The following is a 20,895-nucleotide window of genomic DNA, read 5'->3' on the forward strand; positions in this document are numbered from 1 at the left end:
GCCAGGGGCGGCCCGAGAAGGAGCGAATCCCGCGAACAGGGGAGAAATGCCGGTCAGGATTCGTCGCCCGAAATATCGCTGCGGAACGTTTCCGGCACCGCTATGGCCCCCATGAGCGTAATAATCGCGGTGGCCACGATGTACCACGGAAAATACTGGGAGTAACCGGCATTGGCCAGGCTAGTGGCTACAAGCGGGACCGTTCCACCGAAGATTGCCACCGAGAGCGAGTAGGGAAAGCCCAGGCCGCTCACTCGTACGTGCGGTGGGAAGTTTTCGACCATCACAGCTGACGTGATCGATGTGCAGAGGCTCAACAACAGTAGCCCGATGAGCTGAATGCATATCAGGACTGAAAAGGTCGAACTTGTGATCGAGAGCAGGAAAGGCGTTACGATGACGGTGCCGACGCCGAATGCGTACATGCACGGTTTACGTCCATATCTGTCGGAGATCAGCCCGGCCACCGGCTGTGCGAGTGTGTAGAGGATCAGCGTGATGATGCCGACCGTCATTGCGGTGGTGGCAGAGGCGCCGTTCTGGATCTGGAAGTACGTAGTCAGATAGGTCGCCCAAAAGTATTGTCCAACACCCATTCCGGTTGCGATTGCAAACACGATCAGGGACTGTCTGGGGTAACGCTGCAGAGCATTGAGCGGGTTGCGACTAACCGGTGCCGCGCCCTCGTCGGAGACGGTGGTCTCGAGCGTTTCTTGCGTCCCGCGGCGAATGTACCAGGCCACGATCGCAGCCAGGGCGCCGACAGCGAAGGGGATTCGCCAACCGTAGTCCCGCATCGCATCTTCGCCGATGAGTGCGACGAACACGGTGATGAAGGCGAGACATGTCAACTTCCCTATGCCCGAGGCGACGAACATGAAGCTCGAGTAGAAACCACGTCGGCCGGCGGGCGCGGATTCGACGATGAAGGCGCCTGCAGTCGTGTATTCGCCTCCGGCGGACAACCCCTGCAGGATGCGGGCAACAGTGAGAATCACGGGCGCGGCGACACCGATCTGGCTGTACGTGGGGCAGATGGCGACAAGCAGGCTGCCGCCGGCCATGAGACTGATGGTGAGACTCAAGGCGCGCCGGCGGCCGTAACGATCTGCGAAGAGTCCGATGAAAAGGCCTGCCAGCGGACGTGCGAGGAATCCGACGGCAAAAACGCCGAATGCGCTCAAGAGCGGTACCAGTCCCGAGGATTCGGAAGTGGGGAAGAAGGACGATGCGAAGTAGACCGCGAGGTACGAGTATGCGAGGAAATCGAAGAACTCGACCGAGTGTCCGATGGTCCCGGCGATCAGCTGTCGTCTCGGGTTCAAGATAGCCGTTTGATCGGATGTTTCTATCTTCATTGAGAAGTGTCTTTCTGTGAAGGCATTGCTCGTGATTCTGGAAGGCACTCGGCCGCCTGTGGCTCGATGAGGGCGCTTCGTGGGCGGGTTCGACGCACTGCCCCGGGTCTGTGGCTTCGAACATCGCACGGGGAAACTCTGCGATCGATGCGAGCTCGTCACAGGCGCGTAGATAGTGGAGCCGACAACAGGTGTGCTAATTACCGGCACAGTGTGTCGAAAAATGAGTATCGTGCTTCGGATCACACTCTGTCAAGGTTGGTTCGTCACGTTCGTCGACGGGGGGTGGAGTGCGTTGGCCTACAGGCTTGGTAGGACAAGCGGAAGGTAGCGAACATGCGGCGACTTATCTCGGGAGTGATTTCTTGTGGGGTGTGCCGGTGAACGGTATGGTGTGCCATCAGTGTCCAGCTGGGCGCAGCGGGCGCACCGGTGGGGAAAAGGAGTGGGCTATGAGGATTGCGCCGCATGAATCAACCGATGTCAGCGCGCACGATCTCGCAAGGTGGGCCGCCGGTATCGAGCCAGGGGCCGCGGATCTCGACCTCGCTCGACGTGCTCTTGTCGATACCGTTGCAGTGGCCCTTGCTGCACTGGACGATCCGGTGGCTGCGTGGACGGATGGTCTGCCGGCTGCACTGCGTTGGGCAGCGGTCGGGCACGTGCTCGATTTCGACGATCTGCACATACCCTCCACGACGCACATCAGTGTGGTGTGCGTTCCTGCCACGTTGGCAGCGGGCGGCGGTGCGCGGGAGTACCTGGCGGCGGCGGGTGTCATGGCACGCCTGGGTGCAGCGCTCGGTTGGGAGCACTACACGCAGGGATGGCACACCACCGCGACGGTCGGTGCCATCTCGGCTGCTGTTGCGGCGGGGCTGTCGCTCGGGCTCGATTCTGACGGTATCGCTACTGCGATGGCGCATGCTGTCCCCGCCGCAGGTGGCGTCCGCCAAGCCTTCGGCACCGCAGGCAAGTCGATGCAAGTCGGATTCGCTGCCCAGGCTGGTGTGCGTGCGGCCACGCTCGCGGCAGCGGGCGCGACTGCCGACCCTCGTGCTGTCGGTGAATGGTTCCGGCTCGTCGGGGGGCAGAGATCCCTGCAGTTCGAAGGTCCCATCATCCCGGATGGCCTCGGGCTGAAGCTTCACCCGTGTTGTTACGCGCTCCAGCGTCCTATCTCGGCGGTCCGGTCGCTCGGTAGGTTGTCGATCGACGACATCGCCCGTATACGGCTGCGCACTCCGCACAGCGCGGTTTTGCCATTGATCCACAACTATCCGAGTTCAGGCCTGGAAGGCAAGTTCTCGCTGAACTACGGTATAGCGGCCGCCCTGCTGGACGGATTCCCTGATATCGGGAGCTTCACGGACGCTGCTGTGCAGCGGCCGGAAGTGCGGAGAATTCTCGACAGTGTCAGCGTGGTTGCCGAGCCAGTGGGGGAGGGAGTGCTCGATGGAGACTGCACGGTAGTCGTCGAACTCCGCGACGGATCACAACTCGAGGCCGTGGTCGACCTGCCGATGGGGCATCCGCGCCGGCCTGCATCCGTCGCAGATTTCGAAGCCAAAGTTCGAGGGTGTGTCGGTGACGAACGGGCGGCCGAGATTATGAACCTGGACTGGGTTTCGGCAGCGGCGTTGCTGCAATGTCATCTGCCGGGCGGTGTCAACTGAAGAACCGGCACGGACATCATTCGGACCACGCGGAGTTCAGGATTACATCGACGAAGTCACCCCGGACGAAGCCGGGAACGAAGTGTGCCAGCACATCGGCCTTCACGTTGCCGAACGTGGTATCCGGGCGGTCTTCGAGTCCATCCGTGAAGGCAGCGAGGATCTCGTTCTTGAAGGCCGGCCGCGGGTGGGAGGCAACGACGGCGGCGCGTTCCTCGTCGGTGATCGCGTCGTAGCCGATACCGAGTACGTCGAGTTCGACGCCGCGGGTAAGCAGCGCGATCTCCGGTGCCATATGCAGTGGAATCTCGGGGGTGGTGTGGAGTGCGATGCTCGTCCACACCGTGTCTACCTCGTATTCGCCGATTCCGTGGGAGCGGAGGAAATTGCGGGCCTCGTCGGCTCCGTCGATCTCGAATCGCTGATCCGCGCGTCGGTATTTCGTCGTGAGTCCGAGGTCGTGGAACATGGCCCCGACGTACAACAGTTCGGCATCGAACGCGAGTTTCTGGTGCCGGGCTCGGAGTGAGCCGAACAGGAACACGCGCCGGGAGTGGTGGTAGATCAACGGGTTCGCGGCCTCCCGCACCAATTCCGTGGCTTCGGTGACCAGGACGGTGTCGGGAATGTCAATGCCTGCGACGGTGTCGGTCATGCGTTTCTCGCTTCCGGAAGTTCTGGTCCGCGGGGCGCGGCTGATCTACTTCACAGTGACATTGTCAACCGCGGCGGAAACCGCCATTCCGGCCCACTTCCGCACAGATCGGGACATGTCCGGTCGGCTGCTCTCAGCGATGGGCGGAGTGGAATCGCTGCCGATACGCCCGCGGCGACACCCCGAGATGCTGGATGAAACTGCGTCGCAAAGTCTCCGGGCTGCCGAATCCGCTGTGCTGCGCCGCGGAAGTCACGGTGTGGCCTGCATCGAGCATGGCTTTTGCAGTGTCGAATCGGATCAGTTCGACGTACTTGGCCGGGGTGGTGCCCAACTCGTCCTGGAACAGCCTGGTCAGGTGCCGGGGGCTGACGTTGGCGCGTGCGGCGAGCCGAGTGATGGAGTGGTCACCGGCGGGATCCGCGGCCACGGCATCGACCACCTCGCGGAGCTGTCCGGTGCGTGGCCGCGGCCCGCGCAGGCTGGGGGAGAACTGGGACTGACCGCCCGGTCGCTGGAGGAACACCACGAGCGATTGGGCGACCGTTCGTGCCAGTTCGGTGCCGTGATCGCGTTCGACGAGAGCCAGGGCCAAGTCGATGCCTGCGGTGACTCCTGCCGAGGAGAAGATGGTGCCGTCCTCGACGAAGATTGCGTCGGGTTCCACGGTGATCCGGGGATATCCGCGCGCGAGGGTATCGGCGTGCTGCCAGTGAGTGGTCGCGCGTCTACCGTCGAGGAGCCTGGCCGCCGCCAGGATGAACGCACCGGTGCAGATCGAGGCCATCCGGTCGGCCTTGGCGGCCAGAGTGGTGGCCGCAGCCGCGAGTTCCGGGCTCACCGGCGTCGACGGAAATCGGTCGCCGCCCATCACCAGCGCGGTTGACAGAAGACCTGTGTCCGCGGCATCGACATCGACGGAAATCCGCATCCCGGTGGACGCGGTCACGTCGACCGCCCCGACCGAGCACAGCATCAACTGGTACGTGGCGCCGAGTCGATTGGCCTCGGTGAAGACCTCGGATGGACCGGCGACGTCGAGCATCTTCACGCCGTCGAACACGAGCACGCCGACACGGTGGGGCACATCCATGAGCTCATCTTCCTCGCCTCGTGCTTTCAACGGCCTGCCGGCTCGGACCCTTCCATAGTTCCGGTGTTGACACCGGTCTTCGTCTCGAATTCGACGACCGGCCCGAGTTGGCCGTCGAGGTCGAGATTTCAGCCGGTGTCGAGGTTCGGGATCTTTCGGCCGACCTGTCCGGGGAATGACCTGATGCTCGAAGATCTGTACAGCAACAGTATTCAGGGTGCGGGCCGTCTGCCTTACGTCGCCTGTCCGACAAGGTGTGCCGATGTTCGGGGGCCTCGTGGTCGTGGACCGGGGGAGACCCCGAGGACGGAGAGTGTGCGACGCTCTTTGTCCGGCAAGGCGTCGGCCCTCCACTTCTTCACCGCCCGGTAGAGCCATTGGCCCACCTGTTCACCGTCTGCGGTGACATAGTTCGCGGGAACAAGGGCGTTGCCGTGCTCTTCGCGGTAGGCGGCGATGGCGGTGAGCATCCGTCGCCGCTTGGCGTCGGTACGTGACACGGCCGGAAGTGGGACGTCGTCATCGCTCCACAGAAAGCCGATCGCGTCGAGTTGCTCGATGCGCTGGGGTGGCAGTGTGCCGAGCATGCGGGCAATCCGCTGGCGGTCCTGCCAACGTCCCAGTCGGAAACCGCATTCGGTGACGTAGTCGGCCGGGACCGGAGTTCGGGGGTGCTGGTGCTGAAAGGCGCGGTAGAGCTGCAGTGCGGAGGTTGCGGGCCTGTTATCTCGCATCGAGATCGCATCCTTGTGAAAGCCGTCGAGCATTATCCGGATAGTCATCACTTCAAGTATGTCAACGAGTTTGACGATCTGTCACGAAAGTCGGCTCGTGTCGCCCCGGGAATGCAATCTCTGCCGGGGCGCCGAGTGCCCGAATGCGGCGCTAGTCGTGGATGTCGACGGCGATTCTCGTCGGTTCTGTGAGAGTCGTGACCTGGAACTGCGGGTAGTCGGTACGGAGGCCGACGAACGACTGGGTGCCTCTCTCGTAGTTCGGTGTGAGGTGTACCTCGACCACGCTGTACGCCGCGGGGTCCGACAACGGGTTCGGTCCGTTGTACGCGGCGATCCCACTCTCGGCCGGGGAGTCCGTGTCGAAGAAGTAGATCTGCAGGATCGATCGACCGTGGAGTCGTGTCGCGGTCTCTTGACCGCGTTGCGTTGCCTCGGCGACGTATTCGGCGCGCCAGCCAGGCGCGTATGTGCCGCCGAAGTCGTAGACGATGCGATCGAATCCGTCGTGCCGCTCGATGTGCATGCCGCTGGCCGTAACTCCGGGGACGGGTGGGGTCACCAGCGCTGTGGGCGGGAAGAATGGGATGCCGGATATCGTCGGGCCCGGTGTCGTCGGTGTGGGAGGGTCGGGGGCGCCGGGACCCCCGTTCGGGTACGTCGGTGGGGGAGGATCCGGTGGTTGGGGCGCGGCACCTCCACCGGACTGTGCGGCGGGGACCGTGCTCCACGGGATCGTCGTCCCGTCGACGGATCCGGTTTGTTCGCTGGTCGACTGACAGCCCGTAGCCAGCGCGATACAAGTCATCATTGCGACGGACAGGATCAGTGTGCGCGTTTCGCCCCTCATGTATGCGTATCGCCCTGCGCCGACCAGATGTGACTCGCGCGCGAAGCGACGAGCAAGTAGCAGGCTCAGTGACGCACGCGGTAGCGGATATGGCCGGCCTCCGGCGTGTCGATCACCCGAACGATCTCCAACTCGACGCGGGCGGGCAACACGTCGAACAGCCGACGAGCACCGCCGAACAGCACCGGGATTTGATGGATCCTGCGCCATCGCGCTCTCACCAACGGCGTTGACCGTCTACGACGGCACCACCTTCCGTTACGCAGACCAGTCCTCCGGTCTCCGGCTGGAATTGCGTGGCCGCTATGTGTTCGAACCGACGGTTCGTAGCGAATCGCAGGAGAACGAGGGGATGGCTCGACGGCTTCGTGCCACCCGACAAGTCGAGGCTTGGCTCTCGGAGGGTTCTGCTTCCCCATGTTCTCCGTCCGGAGTCTGGCTCGACAGAGGACCGTCACCGCGCGCGGTGGCTGAAAGCCGGTATGCCGACTGCGGATAACCTCGTCGATGAAGTTCTGGATGCGCCGATGGCGTTCGGCGTCGGACATCTTGGCCGGCTGATGCATCAGTGTCATCTCCTCTGGGGTGGTGTCGAGCTTGGCTACGGCGCGCAGGACGGCGCGTCGCAGCCGGAGGGTGTGGATCTGGACGTCAAGTGCCTGAGCGTGTATGGCCGCGACTTGCTTCAGGGACACGTCGTTGTTCAGCACCGTGCGGATGGTGGGCAGAGACAGTCCGAGATCGCGTAGCGTGCGGACCAGGTCGAGGCGAGCCACTGCCTGAGCGTCGCACCGGCGGTAGCCGGCCGGGCTGCGTTCGGTCGGCGGCACGATCCCCTCGTCGGAGTAGAAGCGGATCGTGCGCACCGGCAGCTCGCTGCGCTCGGCCAACTGGCCGATGGAGTAGAGCTCGTCGTCATCCACGTAGCAAAGAGTGCTGTATCGACCTACTGGAGACGCAAGCCGAGGATGGCGCACCGCACGCCAACCGCCGCACAATGATCGAGGACCGGTCAAGGCGTACCTCGACGAGTTCGCTGAACACGCGCAGGCCGACGAGGTGATGCCTCCCAGGCCGAGACCACCGAAATCCTGGCTGAAGTCCTACGACCTGCTCGCCGACGTGTGGCACTCCGCGCCCGTGCGCGGCCGAGGGATGTGAATCCGTAACAGACCAGTCGGTCTGGGCGATCAAGGTGTTAACGCAAGATACCGACAACAAGGAGCGAGAACTGTGGGTTCGTCTGAAATTTTCACCGATTTGGTCGCCTGGGGTGCTGAGGGTTTTCTGAACGGAAATCCGGTGCAGTCGGCAGTGGGTGCTGTGCTGTTCCTGGGTCTGGGACTCTGGGACCTCGTCACGGGGGCACCCATCGTCATCTGAGCAGGCCAGCCGCTCGGCATTGTCGCTACGAACTTGCCAGCGAATGTGCATCTGTCGGCTGAGTCCGGCCGAGGCCGATGGTCGGCCACACCCCGATCAGGCTGCCCGCTCCTCGACCCGAGACCTTCCGAACCCGGCCACTCGACGCCGGACAACATCCGTGACATAGCCGTCGTAACCACTCTTCGCTTCGACCCTCGTCTGTGCCTAGTGGATTCGCACAAGAACAGAAACGTTATTTTTCCTTGCACGATGCGCGGGCCGTCGGGCATCGGACGGGCCCAGCGGGGGCTGCCCGACATCAGACGTCTTGCTACTGAGAGGATCTCAATGAGAAGCACAATTATTGCTGCAGCACGCGTCACGGCCGCCGTCGTATCGGGGCTGGCCTTCACAGCGATCATCGGCTCCGGCACCGCCCAGGCGGACCCCCAGGACTGCGTCATCCAGCGGGATGCCTTCAGCGCGACGGCGACCTGCCATGACACCGATGCGCCCGCTGGCAGGGAGTACGCGCTGATCGTCGACTGTTGGGGCCTTCACGGCATCCCCAACGCCTTTCCGTTCTACGCGATCGGGCCTTTCAGTCAGTCCAGTCGCTCATTCGTGCCGACAGGTCAGGCCACGGGGGCGTGCAGCACGAATTGGGGTGCCCCCTCGTTGGATGCCGGCGTGATCACGAACGCCCACGTGGAGATCTATCGCCAGTAGCAGTACCAGGGATGCGACCGCGTATCCGCCGAACCCGTGCACTTGGTTGACGATCCACACCCCGGCCTCGATATCGCCGGCCACGTGGAGGGCCGCGCGCTTGCAGTCCCGGTCGCCAGTCGGGCGGGATCTCGCGTCATGGTTTCGCTGCTTCACAAGGGCGAGGGCTGAGCGCCGACGACCGTGCACAGAGCTGACCGAACAGGGATCCGCGTACGGGACGGATACAGACGGGCATTCTGAAACGTCGTCGAGCTACGGCCGCGTCCATGGCGACGGATTGACACACGTGGGTAACGCGCACGTGCGTCAGCCGATCTGCTCGAACAGGGACACGATGATCCCTTCGGGCCCACGCACGTAGGCCATTCGCACGCTGTTCTCGTACTCGCCGATGCCGCCGATGAGCCCGTACCCGTCCGCGGCCACCGCGTCGACGGCCGCCTGGAGGTCGCCGACCTCGAAGGACACGTTGCGCAGGCCAAGCGCGTTGGCCATCGCTGTGGGCGATCCGGGCACGTGGTCGGGCGTGACGAAGGTCGCGAGCTCCAGGCGGGATCCTCCGTTGGGCGGCCGCAGCATTGCGATCTCACAGTGCGCGCCGGGGATGCCGCAGACGGTCTCCACGAATTCGCCCTCCACGGATCCGGTGCCCTCGACCTCGAGGCCCAGTCCGACGAAGAACGCCGTTGCCGAGTCGAGGTCGGCGACGGTGATGCCGATGTGGTCGAATCGTTGTACGTGTGCCATGGGATCCATCCTCCAATTGTTGTTGTGCCGATGCGATGCTGGGACGGGTGGGTGCAATGAACTGCGTTGCCCGTCAGCACAAGCTGCGCACCTCGTGCGACGGTCCTATATTCGTCAAGCGCCGAAATTGGGAGCGGGTTTCTCATGCTCGCCCGTGCGCGGAGCTGCGGTTTGTGGAGGTGTACGGCAGGTATTCGGCGCCGGTGTCGTCGGGAGCGGTGTCCTCGCAGAGGTGTGGGCTGGCATCGAACCTCATCGCTATTCTGGCGTCGTCGTAGGTGGGCCAGCCGGGATCTCCGTGGGTCGCGAAGTCGAGCCAGGTTTGGTGCATCGCGTGGGTGAGGGCGCCGGGTGCGGCGTCGCCGACGAGGCCGCGGCATGCTTGTGTGGTGTCGAAGACGAAGGGGACGTCGAGGCCGTGTGCGGCGCCGTGCAGTGGTGATCGCCATGCGAATTCGTAGACGTAGGTGGGGCCTGGGTGGCGGCGCGCGGTGCGGCGGCTCGGTGATCGGAACATCAGGTCCGTAAAGGCGGCTGTGAGTGCGTGCGCGGGGGTGACGGCCGGGTCGTGTAGACCGTGTCGTTCGAGGAGCGCTTCGGCATCAGGGTAGGTGGCGGCCAGCTCGGCTACGGCGTCATGCGCGTCGAAGGCGGCGAACTCGTCGGCACCGAAACCGAGGTTGGCTTCCTCGAGTGTTGTGCCGATCAACAGGTCGACGCCCCGCGAGTGTGTGTTCGGGACTCCGACCGGGTCGGGGAGGACGTCGTCACCCGTGGTGGGGAGGAACAGCGCACGACGGTGGCCTGGGTCGACGCCGTTGTCGTCGCGCAGGTCGGGGCGGGGTTCGTTTCTGAGCAGAGCTGCCTGCGCGCGCAACAGGTCGGGGGCAGAGAATGCTCGGAATGCGTCTGTGGTCGGTGAGGTTCCAAGCCGGTCGGCGAGTGCCTTCGTGAGTTCTTCGGCGATGTCGAGCCGGCGGGCCATCTCGTCGTGTCCGCTCTGGACGATCGCTCGCTGGAACAGTCCGGCGGCCAGCGGGGAGTGCAGCAGGAACGCGACCGAGGAGCCGCCGGCCGATTCGCCGAAGACGGTGACGTTGTCCGGGTTCCCGCCGAACCCGGTGATGTTGTCGCGAACCCAGCGCAGTGCTGCGATCTGATCGCGCAATCCAATGTTCGTGATCTCACCGGGCAGTGCGAGGAAGCCCTCCGCCCCGAGTCGGTAATTGACAGTGACCAGGATGACGCCGTCGCGCGCGAACGAGGTGCCGTCGAAGGCGGGGGCGGCGCCCGAGCCGATCATGAACCCGCCGCCGTGGACGTAGACCATCACCGGAAGCCCGCTCGCGCCGGGGTCGGGTGTCCAGACGTTGAGATTGAGGTAGTCGCCGTCTCCGGTGACCCATCCGGGCCCGATCAGCGGCGCCAGATTCGCATGAGCGGGGTGCAATGGCGGCTGGGGTGCGGTAGCGCCGTAACCGGTGGCGTTCCTGGTCCCTGCCCATCGTTCGGTAGGGCCAGGGGATGCGAATCGGCGTTCGCCCGCTGGAGCTGCCGCGTAGGGGATTCCCAGGAATCGGGTGACCCCGTCGGCGTGGTCACCGGAGAGTCGCCCTGCCTCTGTGTTCACGGTGCGGACGGTCATCAGCGATTCCCTTTCGTATGTGCGCATCACGCTGGATGGTCGGGCCGAGGGGGCCGTGTGAATCGGCAACCACCTCGTCCAAGCGTCTACGCAGATCTCATACTATCTGCCACTGGCGTGGCAGGTGCGGGAGGTAGACGTGTGTCACGGCTACCCGTATCACCGTGCGGTGGTGCGGGTTTGACCGTGTTTCACACCGACGCTCGTGATGCAGGAACATGCGGTTTCGGAGTCACCTCCAACCGCGGTGTCACGGCGGGCAGGCTGCGGCGGACCCGGCGGTGCGGTGGTCTGCTCGGGGTGGGGCTTGTCGTGGCACTTGCGCACCGACGCATGCTCGGCGAGCGGGCCTCGGGCTGAGGTGGTGGTCGGCCGATTTCGATGGTCGGCCAGAATGACGAGTCGGTGGCGACACGCTGTTCTGATCCGGCCGGCAGGATCGTGGAAATGGCGGTATCGGCGTCCGGCGCCGGGCCGGACGCCGATACCGTCCACGTCAGTCCGAAGCCGTGTCGACGGCTCGTCCGAGGTGGCGGGCGAAGAACCGGGCCGAACTGTCGCGCTCGTATTCGGGCACCTGGTTGTGCCTGCCAGGGTGGGCGTGCAGTGTCTTTTCCCTCGAGGCGAAGGCGTCGAACAACGCCACCGCAGAGGTGTGGTCGATTTCGTCCTCGTCCCACGGAATCCGGTACTCGACCGGGACGGTGATCTTCCTTGCCGCCTCGATCAGAGCGTCGTGTACGTAAACCCCACCGAAGCTCACGGCAGCGATCCGGGATTCGACCGCCGTCAGCATCAGCCCGGTCACGACGCCCAAATTCACCCCGCCGTAGCCGATCGGCGCTTCGGCGCCGATCTCGGGCAGCGATTGCAGGGCGTCCAGGGTCGCCTGCCATTCCGGCACCGCACGCTCCGCCAGCGACATGTTGTAGTCGATGACGATCGGGGCGATCGGCTCGATCGCCGCCCGGGCCTGGTGGATCGCCTCGGCCCACCATTGATCCTGAAGGCTTCGCGGCCGGTCGCCATGTCCGGGCGCGTCGATGGCGGCGACGGTGAACCCATAGGTGGTCACGCAGCGGAGTGCACTGGCTACCAGCCCCGGCGCCTTCTTGTGCATGCCGCCGGAGTGCCCCGACAGCAGCAGCGGTGCGCCAAGGGCTCCGGATGTGGGCGACCAGAGCACGCCGGTGATCTCATCCAGAGTGAAATTGCGTTCGATGACACCGTTCGACGATGTCTCAGAGGTGAAGTGCATGGTGTTGCCTTTCGGGATTGCCGTGTTGTCGAGGCGCTCCCGACGACACCTACGTCAATCGCCGAACCGTGAACACGAGTGGGAGCACCCACATGGTTATTGCGTTCATGGGTCTCACCTCCTCGCGTGACGTCACGGTCTCGCGCACGCTATCAACCTGAACCGAACCCCGTCCAACCTATTTCCTGCCCACCGACCCGACCGGTTGTCGACACTGCTCATCTGCCCCGCCGTCTACCGGCACTCGACAAGACGCCCCATAGCCCACCACAGCGCGCCTGACCACAAGCTCGGCGCATGTGAAGATGCGTTCATGCGTACTGAGAATCACGACGAGTCCGCAGGTGGCAGCCGACCGACGGCTGACGACGGGTCGTTCACGCTGACGGTCGATGGCGAGGTCTTCACCGTGACGCTACGTCCAGAGGAACCAGGCGCCTGCGACTGTGACTGGGAATCCGGACCGAACGCTCCATCCGCCCCGCTCCAGCCGAACACGATTGACGAGCATCGGGAGTCGATCCGCGACTTCCTCAGTCAGATCAACCCCGAGACCGGCTACATCGGCGACTGAGACTCCGCCACGAGGCACAGAGGACCTGAGATGACATCGGGCGCCGATCCGCGTGCGGACGCTGCAGTGCCGTCACAGGTTGTCAGTCCGGTCTGGCATTCTTTGTCCTCATGGCTGACACCACGACGCAACGAACAGTCGACGCCGAGTTCGACATCGACAGCTGGGATGAAGTTCCCTATGACGAGCCAGACGAAGGCCCGAAATTGACCAGGGTCGTGATTCGCAAGACCTATCGAGGCGCCCTGGACGGTACCGGGGTCGCGGACGTTCTTACGACGCAGGGGCCCGAAGGTGCCGGTTACGTTGCCTCGGAACGTATCCACGCGACTCTGGACGGCCGGCGCGGGACGTTCGTGATTCAACATGGCGGTGTGGCCGACGGCGCAGACCAGACAACGTTCGGCACCGTGATCCCGCATTCGGGTACTGCGGAGCTGACCGGACTGTCCGGTCGCGCCACCGAGGCCCGCCAAGGCGTCCTGACTCTCGTCTACAGCTTCGAGAACCATCCTGAGTAGTTCACGGTGGCGGCCACTTGGGACCGTGGCCGGTACGAGCCATCTGCTCGTTGAGCCGCCGAGCCGATTCCCGCGAGGGGATCCGCTACTGGTGACGTAGACACACGTGGGTAACGCGCACGTGCGTCAGCCGATCTGCTCGAACAGGGACACGATGATCCCTTCGGGCCCACGCACGTAGGCCATTCGCACGCTGTTCTCGTACTCACCGATGCCGCCGATGAGCCCGTACCCGTCCGCGGCCACCGCGTCGACGGCCGCCTGGAGGTCGCCGACCTCGAAGGACACGTTGCGCAGGCCAAGCTCGTTGGCCATCGCTGTGGGCGATCCGGGCACGTGGTCGGGCGTGACGAAGGTCGCGAGCTCCAGCCGGGATCCTCCGTTGGGCGGTCGCAGCATTGCGATCTCACAGTGCGCGCCGGGGATGCCGCAGACGGTCTCCACGAATTCGCCCTCCACGGATCCGGTGCCCTCGACCTCGAGGCCCAGTCCGACGAAGAACGCCGTTGCCGAGTCGAGGTCGGCGACGGTGATGCCGATGTGGTCGAATCGTTGTACGTGTGCCATGGGATCCATCCTCCAATTGGTGTTGTGCCGATGCGATGCTGGGACGGAGCCGGGGTTGGGATCTCGACATGTTCTTTCCGCAAAGCTGCGGTCAACCCAGGGTTTCGAAAGGTCGTGCGGGACGACATGTTGCTGTCGCGTCTGGAAGACGCGGGAACGCCCCCAGTGCGCGACGGTCCACGTGATCGGGTACCGGTCATCGATCCTGGGCGCCGGCCTGTGCGGTGCCCGTCCAGCCGGTCGGGTGCTGGGGGATGCCTCCCGGGGTGGGTTCCCGGGCGCCGGTCAGGCGTCTACACCGCTGTTGCGTGTCTCGGACAGGAAGAAGGCGCAGCCGGCGGTGGCGAGTGCCGCAAGGATCACGTAGTAGGCGGGGATCCCCGGGTCGCCGGTGCTCGCGATCAGGGCGGTGACGATGAGCGGTCCGGCGCCCCCGAAGATGGCCAGGCCGATGTTGTAACCGATCGAGTAGGACGTGGTCCGGACGGAGGCGGGGAAGAGTTCCATCAGTGCGGTGTGGATGACTCCGGTGTGGCCGGCGAAGAGCACGGCGAGCACGACGATGCCGAGGACGGCGAGCACGATGGTGCCCTGTTGCATGACGAGGTAGGCGGGGTATGCGAGCAGGGCCATGGCGACGCCGGAGCCGAAGAGCAGGGGCCGGCGTCCGTATTTGTCGGAGAGGAGGGCGGCGACCGGGACGGCGGGTGATCAGGGCGAGAAGTCCGATGGAGGTGATGGTGAAGCTGGCGGAGGAGCTGAAGTTCAGTTGCTTCGTCAGGTAGGTGGGCAGGTAGTTGAACAGCACGTAGTAGCCGACGCTGTTCAGCAGGGGCAGGGATGCGGCCATGAGCATGCGCCGGCGATTGGCTTTGGTGGCGAAGGCGTCTTTCAGGGGGCTGGCGGCGAGTTCGTTGTTCTCCCGGAGCTCCTCGAACGCGGGCGGTTCGGCGACGCGGCGGCGGATCCAGACCCCGACCAGCCCGAGCACAGGCTAGATCGACACCCGCCCGTCCTTGACTGGGGTCGGGCAGGCCGGCGCGCGGAGGTCGCAGGAGGTCCTGACCTCTCTTCTGTCGTCACCGTCGTGGCAGAGGCCGGAGAGGTAGAGGAACATGGAAGAAATGAAAGCGGTGCGGCTCCACGCCTATGGCGGACCGGAGAATCTGGTCTACGAGGATGCCCCCCGTCCGGACCCTGCCGGGGACGAACTCGTGGTGCGGGTGCATGCTGCGGGGGTCAACGTGCTGGACTGGTTGCTGGGCGAAGGCGGGTTCGAAGACTTTCCCGATGTTCCGCTGCCGTGGATTCCGGGGTGGGACATCTCGGGAGTAGTGGAAGTGGTCGGTAACGGCGTCAGCGGGTTCCGGCAGGGCGACAGCGTCTATGGAATGGTTCGGCTGCCCGAACCCGGAAACGCCTACGCCGAGTACACGGCAGTCCCCGCCAGTCAGGTCGTCGCCAAGCCGCCCATCCTGGACCACATACAAGCGGCGGCGGTGCCGATGACCGGATTGACGGCGTGGAGGGCCCTCTTCGACGAGGCCGGTCTACAACGAGGGCAGCGCGTGTTGATCCATGCAGCCTCCGGTGGTGTCGGCCATCTGGCCGTGCAATTTGCGAAGGCCCTGGGAGCGCACGTGGTCGCAACCGCGTCCGGCTCCAACCGGGAGTACGTGAACTCGCTCGGCGCTGACGAGTTCGTCGACTACCGCGAGCAGCGGTTCGAGACGTCGGTGGCTCCGGTGCATGCCGTGATCGACACGGTCGGCGGCACAGTCCAACAGCGGTCCCTGGACGTGCTGAAGCGAGACGGGGTTCTCGTCGCCCTGCCAGCAGAGGTTCCGGACGAGGTCAAGGCCGAAGCCGAGCGACGCGGTATACGGACGCGACACTTCAGCGTCGAACCGAACGCCGACACGCTGACCAAGATCTCCCGGCTCGTCGATGACGGCAGAGTGCGGCCCACGGTCAGCTCCGTGTATCCCCTCACCGAGGCGCAAGCTGCCCACGAAGTGGGCCGGGCAGGACACGTCCGAGGGAAGCTGGTCCTCGACGCGACCACGGTTGCTTCCTGACCAGCGTGCTTCGGGACGGGCGCCGGCTGCTGCCCGAAATGCGCTGGGCGCCTGTCGCGCCCCGGTGAGGGTTCGGCTTGCGGACAACCGCGCGACGATCGACAGATATCCGCTCTGCGGAACCACCTGTCCGTCGGGGCGCTGTCGCCAGACTGTCACTTCAGCGCAGATACTCCGGGTCCGTCGAGGTCACCCAGCGCCGACTTACGTCCCGATATTGCCATGAGCAGTGATAGCGCAGGGCCGCAGACTTCTGGGCCGTCACCGATCGACACGTCTGCGTCGGTGGCCCGCAACCGGACCTGGGCAATGAGTTGCTTCGCACCTCCCAGGGATACCGGGGTGCGCGCCTGGTACCGCAGCGATCTGACGACCGCCTCCGACGGATATATACGGTTGATGCCCAGCGGCCGACGGATGTCTTCGCCATGGACGACCTCTTCGACCAGCCTGCTGTCGAGCGGTGCCGGCGGCGTCGACGTGCGTGTTGCTACCTGCTCGAGCCGGGCGAGCGTTTGGCGGGGTGTGGCGCCGCGTTCGCGTTCGACGCCTTGGGCGTTCTGGCGATCGAAGTTGAAGCGCGCCCGGGCCATATTGCGCACGATGCCGAGGCGGGTGGTCTTCGCGTTGTTGATCAAGTGGGCGGCGACATCGTGCACAGTCCAGTCACCACAGAGTGAGGGGTGGGCCCACTGGTCGTCGGTCAGGTCGGTGAGGTCATCGATCAGCGCCGCACGCTCCGCATGCACGATCGGCCAGACATCATTCATGAAGCCAGTGTGACAAATGCTGCCCGTCACCGACTGGATTGGGCCCGACACCGTCCCGACCCATGGCCCGTCGTACCGCAAGCTGCCGATGGCCGTGGCCTCACAACTCCTCAGGTGGGCAGCTCCGCCCCGGACTGTTCGGCGGCCATGTACTCGGCGTACCAGTCCGGCCAGTTCGGGTCTTCTTCGCCGGTGCGCTCTTCGTGCCGGCCGTGGGCAGCCGCCGCGCGCCGCAGTGCGGTCGCGAGGTCGCGTGCAGAGCCGAACGAGGTGACGGCGGTATCGATGCGCCCGGGAAGCCTGGTGGTGATCTCTTGCAGCACCCAGTCGTTGCCATCGGGGTCGCTGAACGACGCCAGCGAGAAGTAGCTGCGACGGTCCGGGTCCAGCCCGTCGCCCGGGCCGTCCGTGCCGAGGTGAAATAGGGTCACCTCGATGCCGGCGGCGACCAGTTGGTCACGGGCAGCCTCGATGTCGGAGACAATGAGGTATCCCTTGGCGGAACCGGGTGCGGCCGTTGTGAGGTCGGCGCCGAAGTGGATCGAGGCGTCGGCGCCGGGCGGGGTGAACTGGACGACGCCGGAGCCCGGCGGTGTGACGTCTTGTCTCCAACCGAGCCGGGTGTAGAAGTCGGTGGCGCGGTCGACATCCGTGACGGGGATGACGACGACCTCCAACTTCATGTCGACCGGCGCGACCTGCGTGTTGGTTGCTTCGTTGGTGCTCATGGTTGCCTCTCTGTTTTTCGTCGTGGGGATTGATCGGGGCGGGTCGTTCGAGCCACCCACGTTTCGCCGTGTGGTCATCAGGAGACGAACTGCTGGCCACCGTCGATGTCGTATGTCGCGCCGGTGAGCGCGGTGTTGCTCATGATGTGGACGGCCAGTGCGGCCACGTCGGCGGGGCCGACGACCCGGCCGATCGGAAGTGTTGTCCGCAATTCGTTCCGGCGCGCGTCCAGCCGATCTCCGAGCAGCGATGCCGACAGTGGGGTGTCGACGAAGCCGGCGGCAATGAGATTGACGCGAACCGGCGCGAGCTCGAGCGCGAGGGCCGCCGTGAACGGGGGTAGCGCGGCGGTGGCGGCGGACGCGATCCCCAGTCCGTGACCGATGCGCCGACCGCCGGTTCCGCCCATCAGTAGCAGAGTGCCCCCGGGCCTCATCTTGCTCGCCGCGTTGCGCGCGACCTCGAGCCCCAGCACCACGTGACCGCTGAGTTGCTCGCGCACCTCGTCGGAGTCCATCTCGAGCAGGGGCGCGTAGCGCGGGCCCCCGGCAGTGACCAACACATGGTCGATCGGTGTCGGCAGGTCGTGGAAGAAGCTCGCCAAGGAGGCGGTGTCGTTGGCGTCGAAGGCCGCGGTGCGCTGCGCGCCGACGTCTGTCGCTGCGTGCTCGAGCCGGTCAGGATTGCGGCCGGTGAGGATGACATCGGCACCCTCCGCCCGGGCGCGGCGAGCCGTTTCGAGCCCGATGCCTGCGCTGCCGCCGATCACGACGACGGTTTGTCCGGCCAGTCCCGGTTCGCGCTGGATGGAGACTGGAGTGGTTTCGGTGGTCATAGTTTCTCCGATCGGTAGCGTCGGCTGCCGATGGTCGGGATGCTTGCGAGCAGAGCGCCCACGCTTCCTCCTCGGACCTGCCGCAGCCGTCGGCAGGACTGATCGCGACCCCAGGGGACGCCGTCGCGGGCTGCGCCGTTTCAACCCTGACCGAATCCGCCATGTCATCGGCGCGGCGAGGGAGGGCAGCTTGCAGTCCCGGCATCTGCGCGATATGCAGTCACCGGTCGGCCTCCGCCTACGGAAATGCTTCTACAGTCCTCGCGGCCGGGCAAGGGCGGACGCACAGTGGGCTTCCGGGTGTGGAGCGGTGGCGAGCCTCAACGCCTCAAGGGTGGGGGAGCGGTGTCGCGTCTCGGGTATCGAGTATTGCTGTCATCACTGCGATTTCATTGCTCTGGTCACGGATCATCCCGCGTGCGATGCGGCGGATCGGTTCCGATGCAACCGAGTGGGTGGCTGCCTCGGCCATGTCGACTCCTCCTTGGTGGTGCCGAATCATGAGCTGCAGAAACAGTGTCTCGGCATCTGCTCCGCGCAGGCCGGCGAGCCGGGTGATCTCGCTGGTACTCGCTGCCCCCGGCATGGGTGCGCCGCCGTGGTCACTCATGGCGGGATCCGATCCGTGCATCCATTGCATCGGGCGCGGTGTGGTGAACGGTTCGTCGAAGAGGTTGAGCCAACCGCGCATCGTCGCGATCTCGGAGGTCTGTGCGACGACGATCTGATCGGCGATGACCCGGATCTGCGGATCGATGTCCCGCGACAGCGTCTGGGCGATCAGCACGGCCTGCTCGTGGTGCACCGACATGTCCTGAGCGAAACCGATGTCCGCTGATGACAATTGCACCCCCTCGGGGTTCGTGTCGCGTTCCGATTGCAACCACATTCCGGCGGCGATCCCGGCGGCGCCGAGCAGGATGGCGCTCAGCAATAGGACGAGGGGACCGTGGGACGACGAAGGCTTGGTGTCACTGCCCATAAGTCGATGCCTGATTCGCCGGTGGTTGATACACGGTGTCGTCCAGTTGCAGCGCCATGAATCCGTTGTCGCTGCACGAGGTCCAGATCTGGTTGCCGTGGAACTCCGGCGGTGAGAAGCACCAGTCCGCGGACAGGTCGCCGAACGCCACCATTCCGGCGCGTGGGCCGAACGCGACCCGCGGATCCGTCTTGCCCTCGAAGACGGCGCGGGCGAGCGGAACGAAGTTGAAGAGTGAGACACCGATCAGCGAGGACAATGCGTGTGGAGAGTTGGTGAGCTGAACGTTCTTACCGGTCTGTGCCGGCGGGTTGTAGTAGGCGATCTCACTGATGCGGCTCAGATCGCGGATATCGAACACGCGTATCCCGGACGATTCCCAGGAGCACGCGAGCGCGGTCGGGTCGGCTGGACGGTCGACCACGCAGTAGTGCGGATCGTAGGAGAACACCGAGCCGCCTTGCGACGACCGAAGGTTCGCGGCGGTATTGGCCGGAAGTTGGATCTCGAGCTTGATCTTCTGCACGATCTCGGCGTGCGCCGGGTCGGCGACATCGAAGACCTTGATTCCCCCGCCGCCGGTTTCGTCGACGGTGAAGATGTAGGGCTTGTCCCCATACGTGACCGGGATGCTGTGCTGATTGAAGAAGCCGTCGGTCCACAGATAGGTGGCGATCTGCGGCACGGTGGGATATGGGTCGCCTCGTTGCACCGCGCTGATGTCGAGGACGGTGATCCCACCGAGATTCGACAGGTACATCCTATTTCCGTCTGGGGTGATGCCGAATCCGTGCCCGCCCAGTCCGTGCAATCCCTGCCAGAGGATCCGCGGCTCGGCCGGGTTTCTGATGTCGATGGCGGTGAGGAATCCCGGTGCGGGACCGGACACCCAGTAGGTGTTGCCGTCCGGGGAGAAGCCGCCCTCGTGGGAGATGAAGGGCAGCGGCATCGTGACGTCGGTACCGGCACCACGGTTGAGCAACCGGGGGTGGGCACAGTCGGAAATGTCGTAGACGGAGAAGTAACCGGTGCCGGCAGCGATCGGCACCGCCGTGGCCGCGAGCAACTTGCGTGCCTTGTTGACCTTGAGACTCTCCCAGGTTCCGCCCAGCATCGCGGGTTCGTTGAGGGTCGTGGACAGCACCGGCCGCGCGGGGTTCGACACGTCGAGCACCTGTACGCCCGGCGTTGTGGGGTTGAGCAGGTTCCCGGGGAAGAACGTGCTGGTGTAGGAGCAGTGGTCGTAGGTCACCGACAGCAGGCCACCACCGCGATCCTGCAAGCCTCCGACCAGCGACATGTTGCATCGATAACCCTGGGTGCTTCGGCCGTTGTTTCGGTCCTCGGCCGGAACGTCGCCCTGCAGACCCGTTTCGGGCAGCGAACCGGGACCGCAGTTCGCCCGCGGAACGGCCGTCGAACCGACGTCGTCGAAGAAAAACGTCTCGGCTGACGCGACGGCAGGCGCGGGGCTCGTCGCGACCCCGAGGACGACCGCTACCGCCAGGGCCGCGGTAGCCACACCTCGCCGCGCACATCCTGGCCGCGTCCGCGCGATCCGCATCCAGATCTCCCCCTGCAGTGTGGTCTCGATCACGGGAAGGCTAGCAACGCGTACTCGAGTTCACATACAAATCGGGCAACTCCGCAGAACTGGCAGACGGCATGTGAAAGGTATGGCGAGAACTACGCCTCCAAGTCGCCGCCAACCTCCTGTCCTGGCTCA

Annotated in this window: 21 protein-coding genes and 1 pseudogene; 6 read left to right on the forward strand and 16 right to left on the reverse strand. The window is 64.9% G+C overall.

What is annotated here, in order from left to right; translation table 11 throughout:
* Positions 1–53: 53 nt before the first annotated feature.
* Complete coding sequence (locus tag CJ177_RS32415) at positions 54–1,358, reverse strand: MFS transporter (RefSeq protein WP_095869492.1); 1,305 nt, start codon at positions 1,356–1,358, stop codon at positions 54–56.
* A gap of 308 nt (positions 1,359–1,666) precedes the next feature.
* On the opposite strand from CJ177_RS32415, the gene CJ177_RS32420 reads away from it, so the two are divergent.
* Positions 1,667–3,034, forward strand: coding sequence for an MmgE/PrpD family protein (locus CJ177_RS32420; RefSeq protein ID WP_231914111.1), 1,368 nt, complete (start codon positions 1,667–1,669; stop codon positions 3,032–3,034).
* Between the two features lie 16 nt (positions 3,035–3,050).
* On the opposite strand, the gene CJ177_RS32425 is transcribed toward CJ177_RS32420, so the two are convergent.
* The 5 genes from CJ177_RS32425 to CJ177_RS32445 all read right to left on the reverse strand — a co-directional run bounded on the left by CJ177_RS32425 (position 3,051) and on the right by CJ177_RS32445 (position 7,289).
* A complete protein-coding gene (locus tag CJ177_RS32425) occupies positions 3,051–3,689 on the reverse strand; it encodes an HD domain-containing protein (protein ID WP_061042789.1) in 639 nt (212 codons plus the stop codon).
* 133 nt (positions 3,690–3,822) lie between these two features.
* Positions 3,823–4,782 (reverse strand): GlxA family transcriptional regulator, encoded by a 960-nt coding sequence (locus CJ177_RS32430; RefSeq protein ID WP_095869493.1) that lies wholly within the window; start codon positions 4,780–4,782, stop codon positions 3,823–3,825.
* A 233-nt stretch (positions 4,783–5,015) separates the two neighbouring features.
* A complete protein-coding gene (locus tag CJ177_RS32435) occupies positions 5,016–5,516 on the reverse strand; it encodes a helicase associated domain-containing protein (protein ID WP_005242081.1) in 501 nt (166 codons plus the stop codon).
* Positions 5,517–5,667: 151 nt separating this feature from the next.
* A complete protein-coding gene (locus tag CJ177_RS48575) occupies positions 5,668–6,366 on the reverse strand; it encodes a hypothetical protein (RefSeq protein WP_226955497.1) in 699 nt (232 codons plus the stop codon).
* Positions 6,367–6,431: 65 nt separating this feature from the next.
* Positions 6,432–7,289: a MerR family transcriptional regulator gene (locus CJ177_RS32445; protein ID WP_095869494.1), complete on the reverse strand. Its 858-nt coding sequence runs from the start codon at positions 7,287–7,289 to the stop codon at positions 6,432–6,434.
* Between the two features lie 310 nt (positions 7,290–7,599).
* Here CJ177_RS32445 and CJ177_RS47570 point away from each other — a divergent pair, with 310 nt between their 5' ends.
* Positions 7,600–7,749 carry a hypothetical protein gene (locus CJ177_RS47570; RefSeq protein WP_167344014.1) on the forward strand — a complete coding sequence of 50 codons (150 nt, stop codon included), beginning with the start codon at positions 7,600–7,602 and terminating at the stop codon, positions 7,747–7,749.
* Between the two features lie 330 nt (positions 7,750–8,079).
* Positions 8,080–8,460 carry a hypothetical protein gene (locus CJ177_RS32455; protein ID WP_025432659.1) on the forward strand — a complete coding sequence of 127 codons (381 nt, stop codon included), beginning with the start codon at positions 8,080–8,082 and terminating at the stop codon, positions 8,458–8,460.
* 309 nt (positions 8,461–8,769) lie between these two features.
* Here CJ177_RS32455 and CJ177_RS32460 read toward each other — a convergent pair whose 3' ends face one another.
* The 3 genes from CJ177_RS32460 to CJ177_RS32475 form a co-directional block, all read right to left on the reverse strand.
* Complete coding sequence (locus CJ177_RS32460; protein WP_025432658.1) at positions 8,770–9,210, reverse strand: VOC family protein; 441 nt, start codon at positions 9,208–9,210, stop codon at positions 8,770–8,772.
* Between the two features lie 142 nt (positions 9,211–9,352).
* Entirely contained in the window at positions 9,353–10,855 is a 1,503-nt protein-coding gene (locus CJ177_RS32465) for a carboxylesterase/lipase family protein (RefSeq protein ID WP_061043565.1), read from the reverse strand.
* 496 nt (positions 10,856–11,351) lie between these two features.
* Entirely contained in the window at positions 11,352–12,113 is a 762-nt protein-coding gene (locus tag CJ177_RS32475) for an alpha/beta hydrolase (RefSeq protein ID WP_095869495.1), read from the reverse strand.
* Positions 12,114–12,426: 313 nt separating this feature from the next.
* On the opposite strand from CJ177_RS32475, the gene CJ177_RS32480 reads away from it, so the two are divergent.
* A complete protein-coding gene (locus tag CJ177_RS32480; protein WP_005242069.1) occupies positions 12,427–12,687 on the forward strand; it encodes a hypothetical protein in 261 nt (86 codons plus the stop codon).
* 110 nt (positions 12,688–12,797) lie between these two features.
* Complete coding sequence (locus CJ177_RS32485) at positions 12,798–13,208, forward strand: DUF3224 domain-containing protein (RefSeq protein ID WP_095869496.1); 411 nt, start codon at positions 12,798–12,800, stop codon at positions 13,206–13,208.
* A 126-nt stretch (positions 13,209–13,334) separates the two neighbouring features.
* Here CJ177_RS32485 and CJ177_RS32490 read toward each other — a convergent pair whose 3' ends face one another.
* Both CJ177_RS32490 and CJ177_RS32495 read right to left on the reverse strand, forming a co-directional pair.
* The gene (locus CJ177_RS32490) at positions 13,335–13,775 is read right to left on the reverse strand and encodes a VOC family protein (RefSeq protein ID WP_063819574.1); all 441 of its coding nucleotides are present in this window, start codon (positions 13,773–13,775) and stop codon (positions 13,335–13,337) included.
* Between the two features lie 285 nt (positions 13,776–14,060).
* Positions 14,061–14,468 (reverse strand): annotated as a pseudogene (locus tag CJ177_RS32495) (MFS transporter); the annotation flags it as partial.
* Between the two features lie 422 nt (positions 14,469–14,890).
* Here CJ177_RS32495 and CJ177_RS32500 point away from each other — a divergent pair.
* Entirely contained in the window at positions 14,891–15,853 is a 963-nt protein-coding gene (locus CJ177_RS32500) for an NADP-dependent oxidoreductase (protein WP_005242063.1), read from the forward strand.
* Between the two features lie 155 nt (positions 15,854–16,008).
* On the opposite strand, the gene CJ177_RS32505 is transcribed toward CJ177_RS32500, so the two are convergent.
* The 5 genes from CJ177_RS32505 to CJ177_RS32525 form a co-directional block, all read right to left on the reverse strand.
* Entirely contained in the window at positions 16,009–16,623 is a 615-nt protein-coding gene (locus CJ177_RS32505) for a maleylpyruvate isomerase family mycothiol-dependent enzyme (RefSeq protein ID WP_025432657.1), read from the reverse strand.
* Between the two features lie 110 nt (positions 16,624–16,733).
* On the reverse strand, positions 16,734–17,351 hold the full coding sequence (locus CJ177_RS32510; protein ID WP_025432656.1) for a VOC family protein: 618 nt from the start codon (positions 17,349–17,351) through the stop codon (positions 16,734–16,736).
* A gap of 77 nt (positions 17,352–17,428) precedes the next feature.
* A complete protein-coding gene (locus CJ177_RS32515) occupies positions 17,429–18,187 on the reverse strand; it encodes an SDR family oxidoreductase (protein WP_095869497.1) in 759 nt (252 codons plus the stop codon).
* 328 nt (positions 18,188–18,515) lie between these two features.
* Positions 18,516–19,169 (reverse strand): DUF305 domain-containing protein, encoded by a 654-nt coding sequence (locus CJ177_RS32520; protein ID WP_005242050.1) that lies wholly within the window; start codon positions 19,167–19,169, stop codon positions 18,516–18,518.
* Positions 19,159–20,733, reverse strand: coding sequence for an LVIVD repeat-containing protein (locus tag CJ177_RS32525; protein ID WP_005242047.1), 1,575 nt, complete (start codon positions 20,731–20,733; stop codon positions 19,159–19,161). Before CJ177_RS32525 ends, CJ177_RS32520 begins: the two co-directional genes overlap by 11 nt.
* Positions 20,734–20,895: the final 162 nt, after the last annotated feature.

It is taken from the genome of Rhodococcus sp. ACPA1 (assembly GCF_002300195.1).
Classification (GTDB): domain Bacteria; phylum Actinomycetota; class Actinomycetes; order Mycobacteriales; family Mycobacteriaceae; genus Rhodococcus_F; species Rhodococcus_F opacus.

Excerpts from the sequence above, each read along its gene's own strand:
- CJ177_RS32480 (WP_005242069.1), top strand. The coding sequence starts at position 12,427 with ATGCGTACTGAGAATCACGACGAGTCCGCAGGTGGCAGCCGACCGACG.
- CJ177_RS32515 (WP_095869497.1), bottom strand. The coding sequence starts at position 18,187 with ATGACCACCGAAACCACTCCAGTCTCCATCCAGCGCGAACCGGGACTG.
- CJ177_RS32425 (WP_061042789.1), bottom strand. The coding sequence starts at position 3,689 with ATGACCGACACCGTCGCAGGCATTGACATTCCCGACACCGTCCTGGTC.
- CJ177_RS32465 (WP_061043565.1), bottom strand. The coding sequence starts at position 10,855 with ATGACCGTCCGCACCGTGAACACAGAGGCAGGGCGACTCTCCGGTGAC.
- CJ177_RS32500 (WP_005242063.1), top strand. The coding sequence starts at position 14,891 with ATGGAAGAAATGAAAGCGGTGCGGCTCCACGCCTATGGCGGACCGGAG.
- CJ177_RS32435 (WP_005242081.1), bottom strand. The coding sequence starts at position 5,516 with ATGCGAGATAACAGGCCCGCAACCTCCGCACTGCAGCTCTACCGCGCC.
- CJ177_RS32455 (WP_025432659.1), top strand. The coding sequence starts at position 8,080 with ATGAGAAGCACAATTATTGCTGCAGCACGCGTCACGGCCGCCGTCGTA.
- CJ177_RS32415 (WP_095869492.1), bottom strand. The coding sequence starts at position 1,358 with ATGAAGATAGAAACATCCGATCAAACGGCTATCTTGAACCCGAGACGA.
- CJ177_RS32490 (WP_063819574.1), bottom strand. The coding sequence starts at position 13,775 with ATGGCACACGTACAACGATTCGACCACATCGGCATCACCGTCGCCGAC.
- CJ177_RS32505 (WP_025432657.1), bottom strand. The coding sequence starts at position 16,623 with ATGAATGATGTCTGGCCGATCGTGCATGCGGAGCGTGCGGCGCTGATC.
- CJ177_RS32525 (WP_005242047.1), bottom strand. The coding sequence starts at position 20,733 with ATGCGGATCGCGCGGACGCGGCCAGGATGTGCGCGGCGAGGTGTGGCT.
- CJ177_RS32430 (WP_095869493.1), bottom strand. The coding sequence starts at position 4,782 with ATGGATGTGCCCCACCGTGTCGGCGTGCTCGTGTTCGACGGCGTGAAG.
- CJ177_RS32510 (WP_025432656.1), bottom strand. The coding sequence starts at position 17,351 with ATGAGCACCAACGAAGCAACCAACACGCAGGTCGCGCCGGTCGACATG.
- CJ177_RS32485 (WP_095869496.1), top strand. The coding sequence starts at position 12,798 with ATGGCTGACACCACGACGCAACGAACAGTCGACGCCGAGTTCGACATC.
- CJ177_RS48575 (WP_226955497.1), bottom strand. The coding sequence starts at position 6,366 with ATGAGGGGCGAAACGCGCACACTGATCCTGTCCGTCGCAATGATGACT.
- CJ177_RS32460 (WP_025432658.1), bottom strand. The coding sequence starts at position 9,210 with ATGGCACACGTACAACGATTCGACCACATCGGCATCACCGTCGCCGAC.
- CJ177_RS32520 (WP_005242050.1), bottom strand. The coding sequence starts at position 19,169 with ATGGGCAGTGACACCAAGCCTTCGTCGTCCCACGGTCCCCTCGTCCTA.
- CJ177_RS32475 (WP_095869495.1), bottom strand. The coding sequence starts at position 12,113 with ATGCACTTCACCTCTGAGACATCGTCGAACGGTGTCATCGAACGCAAT.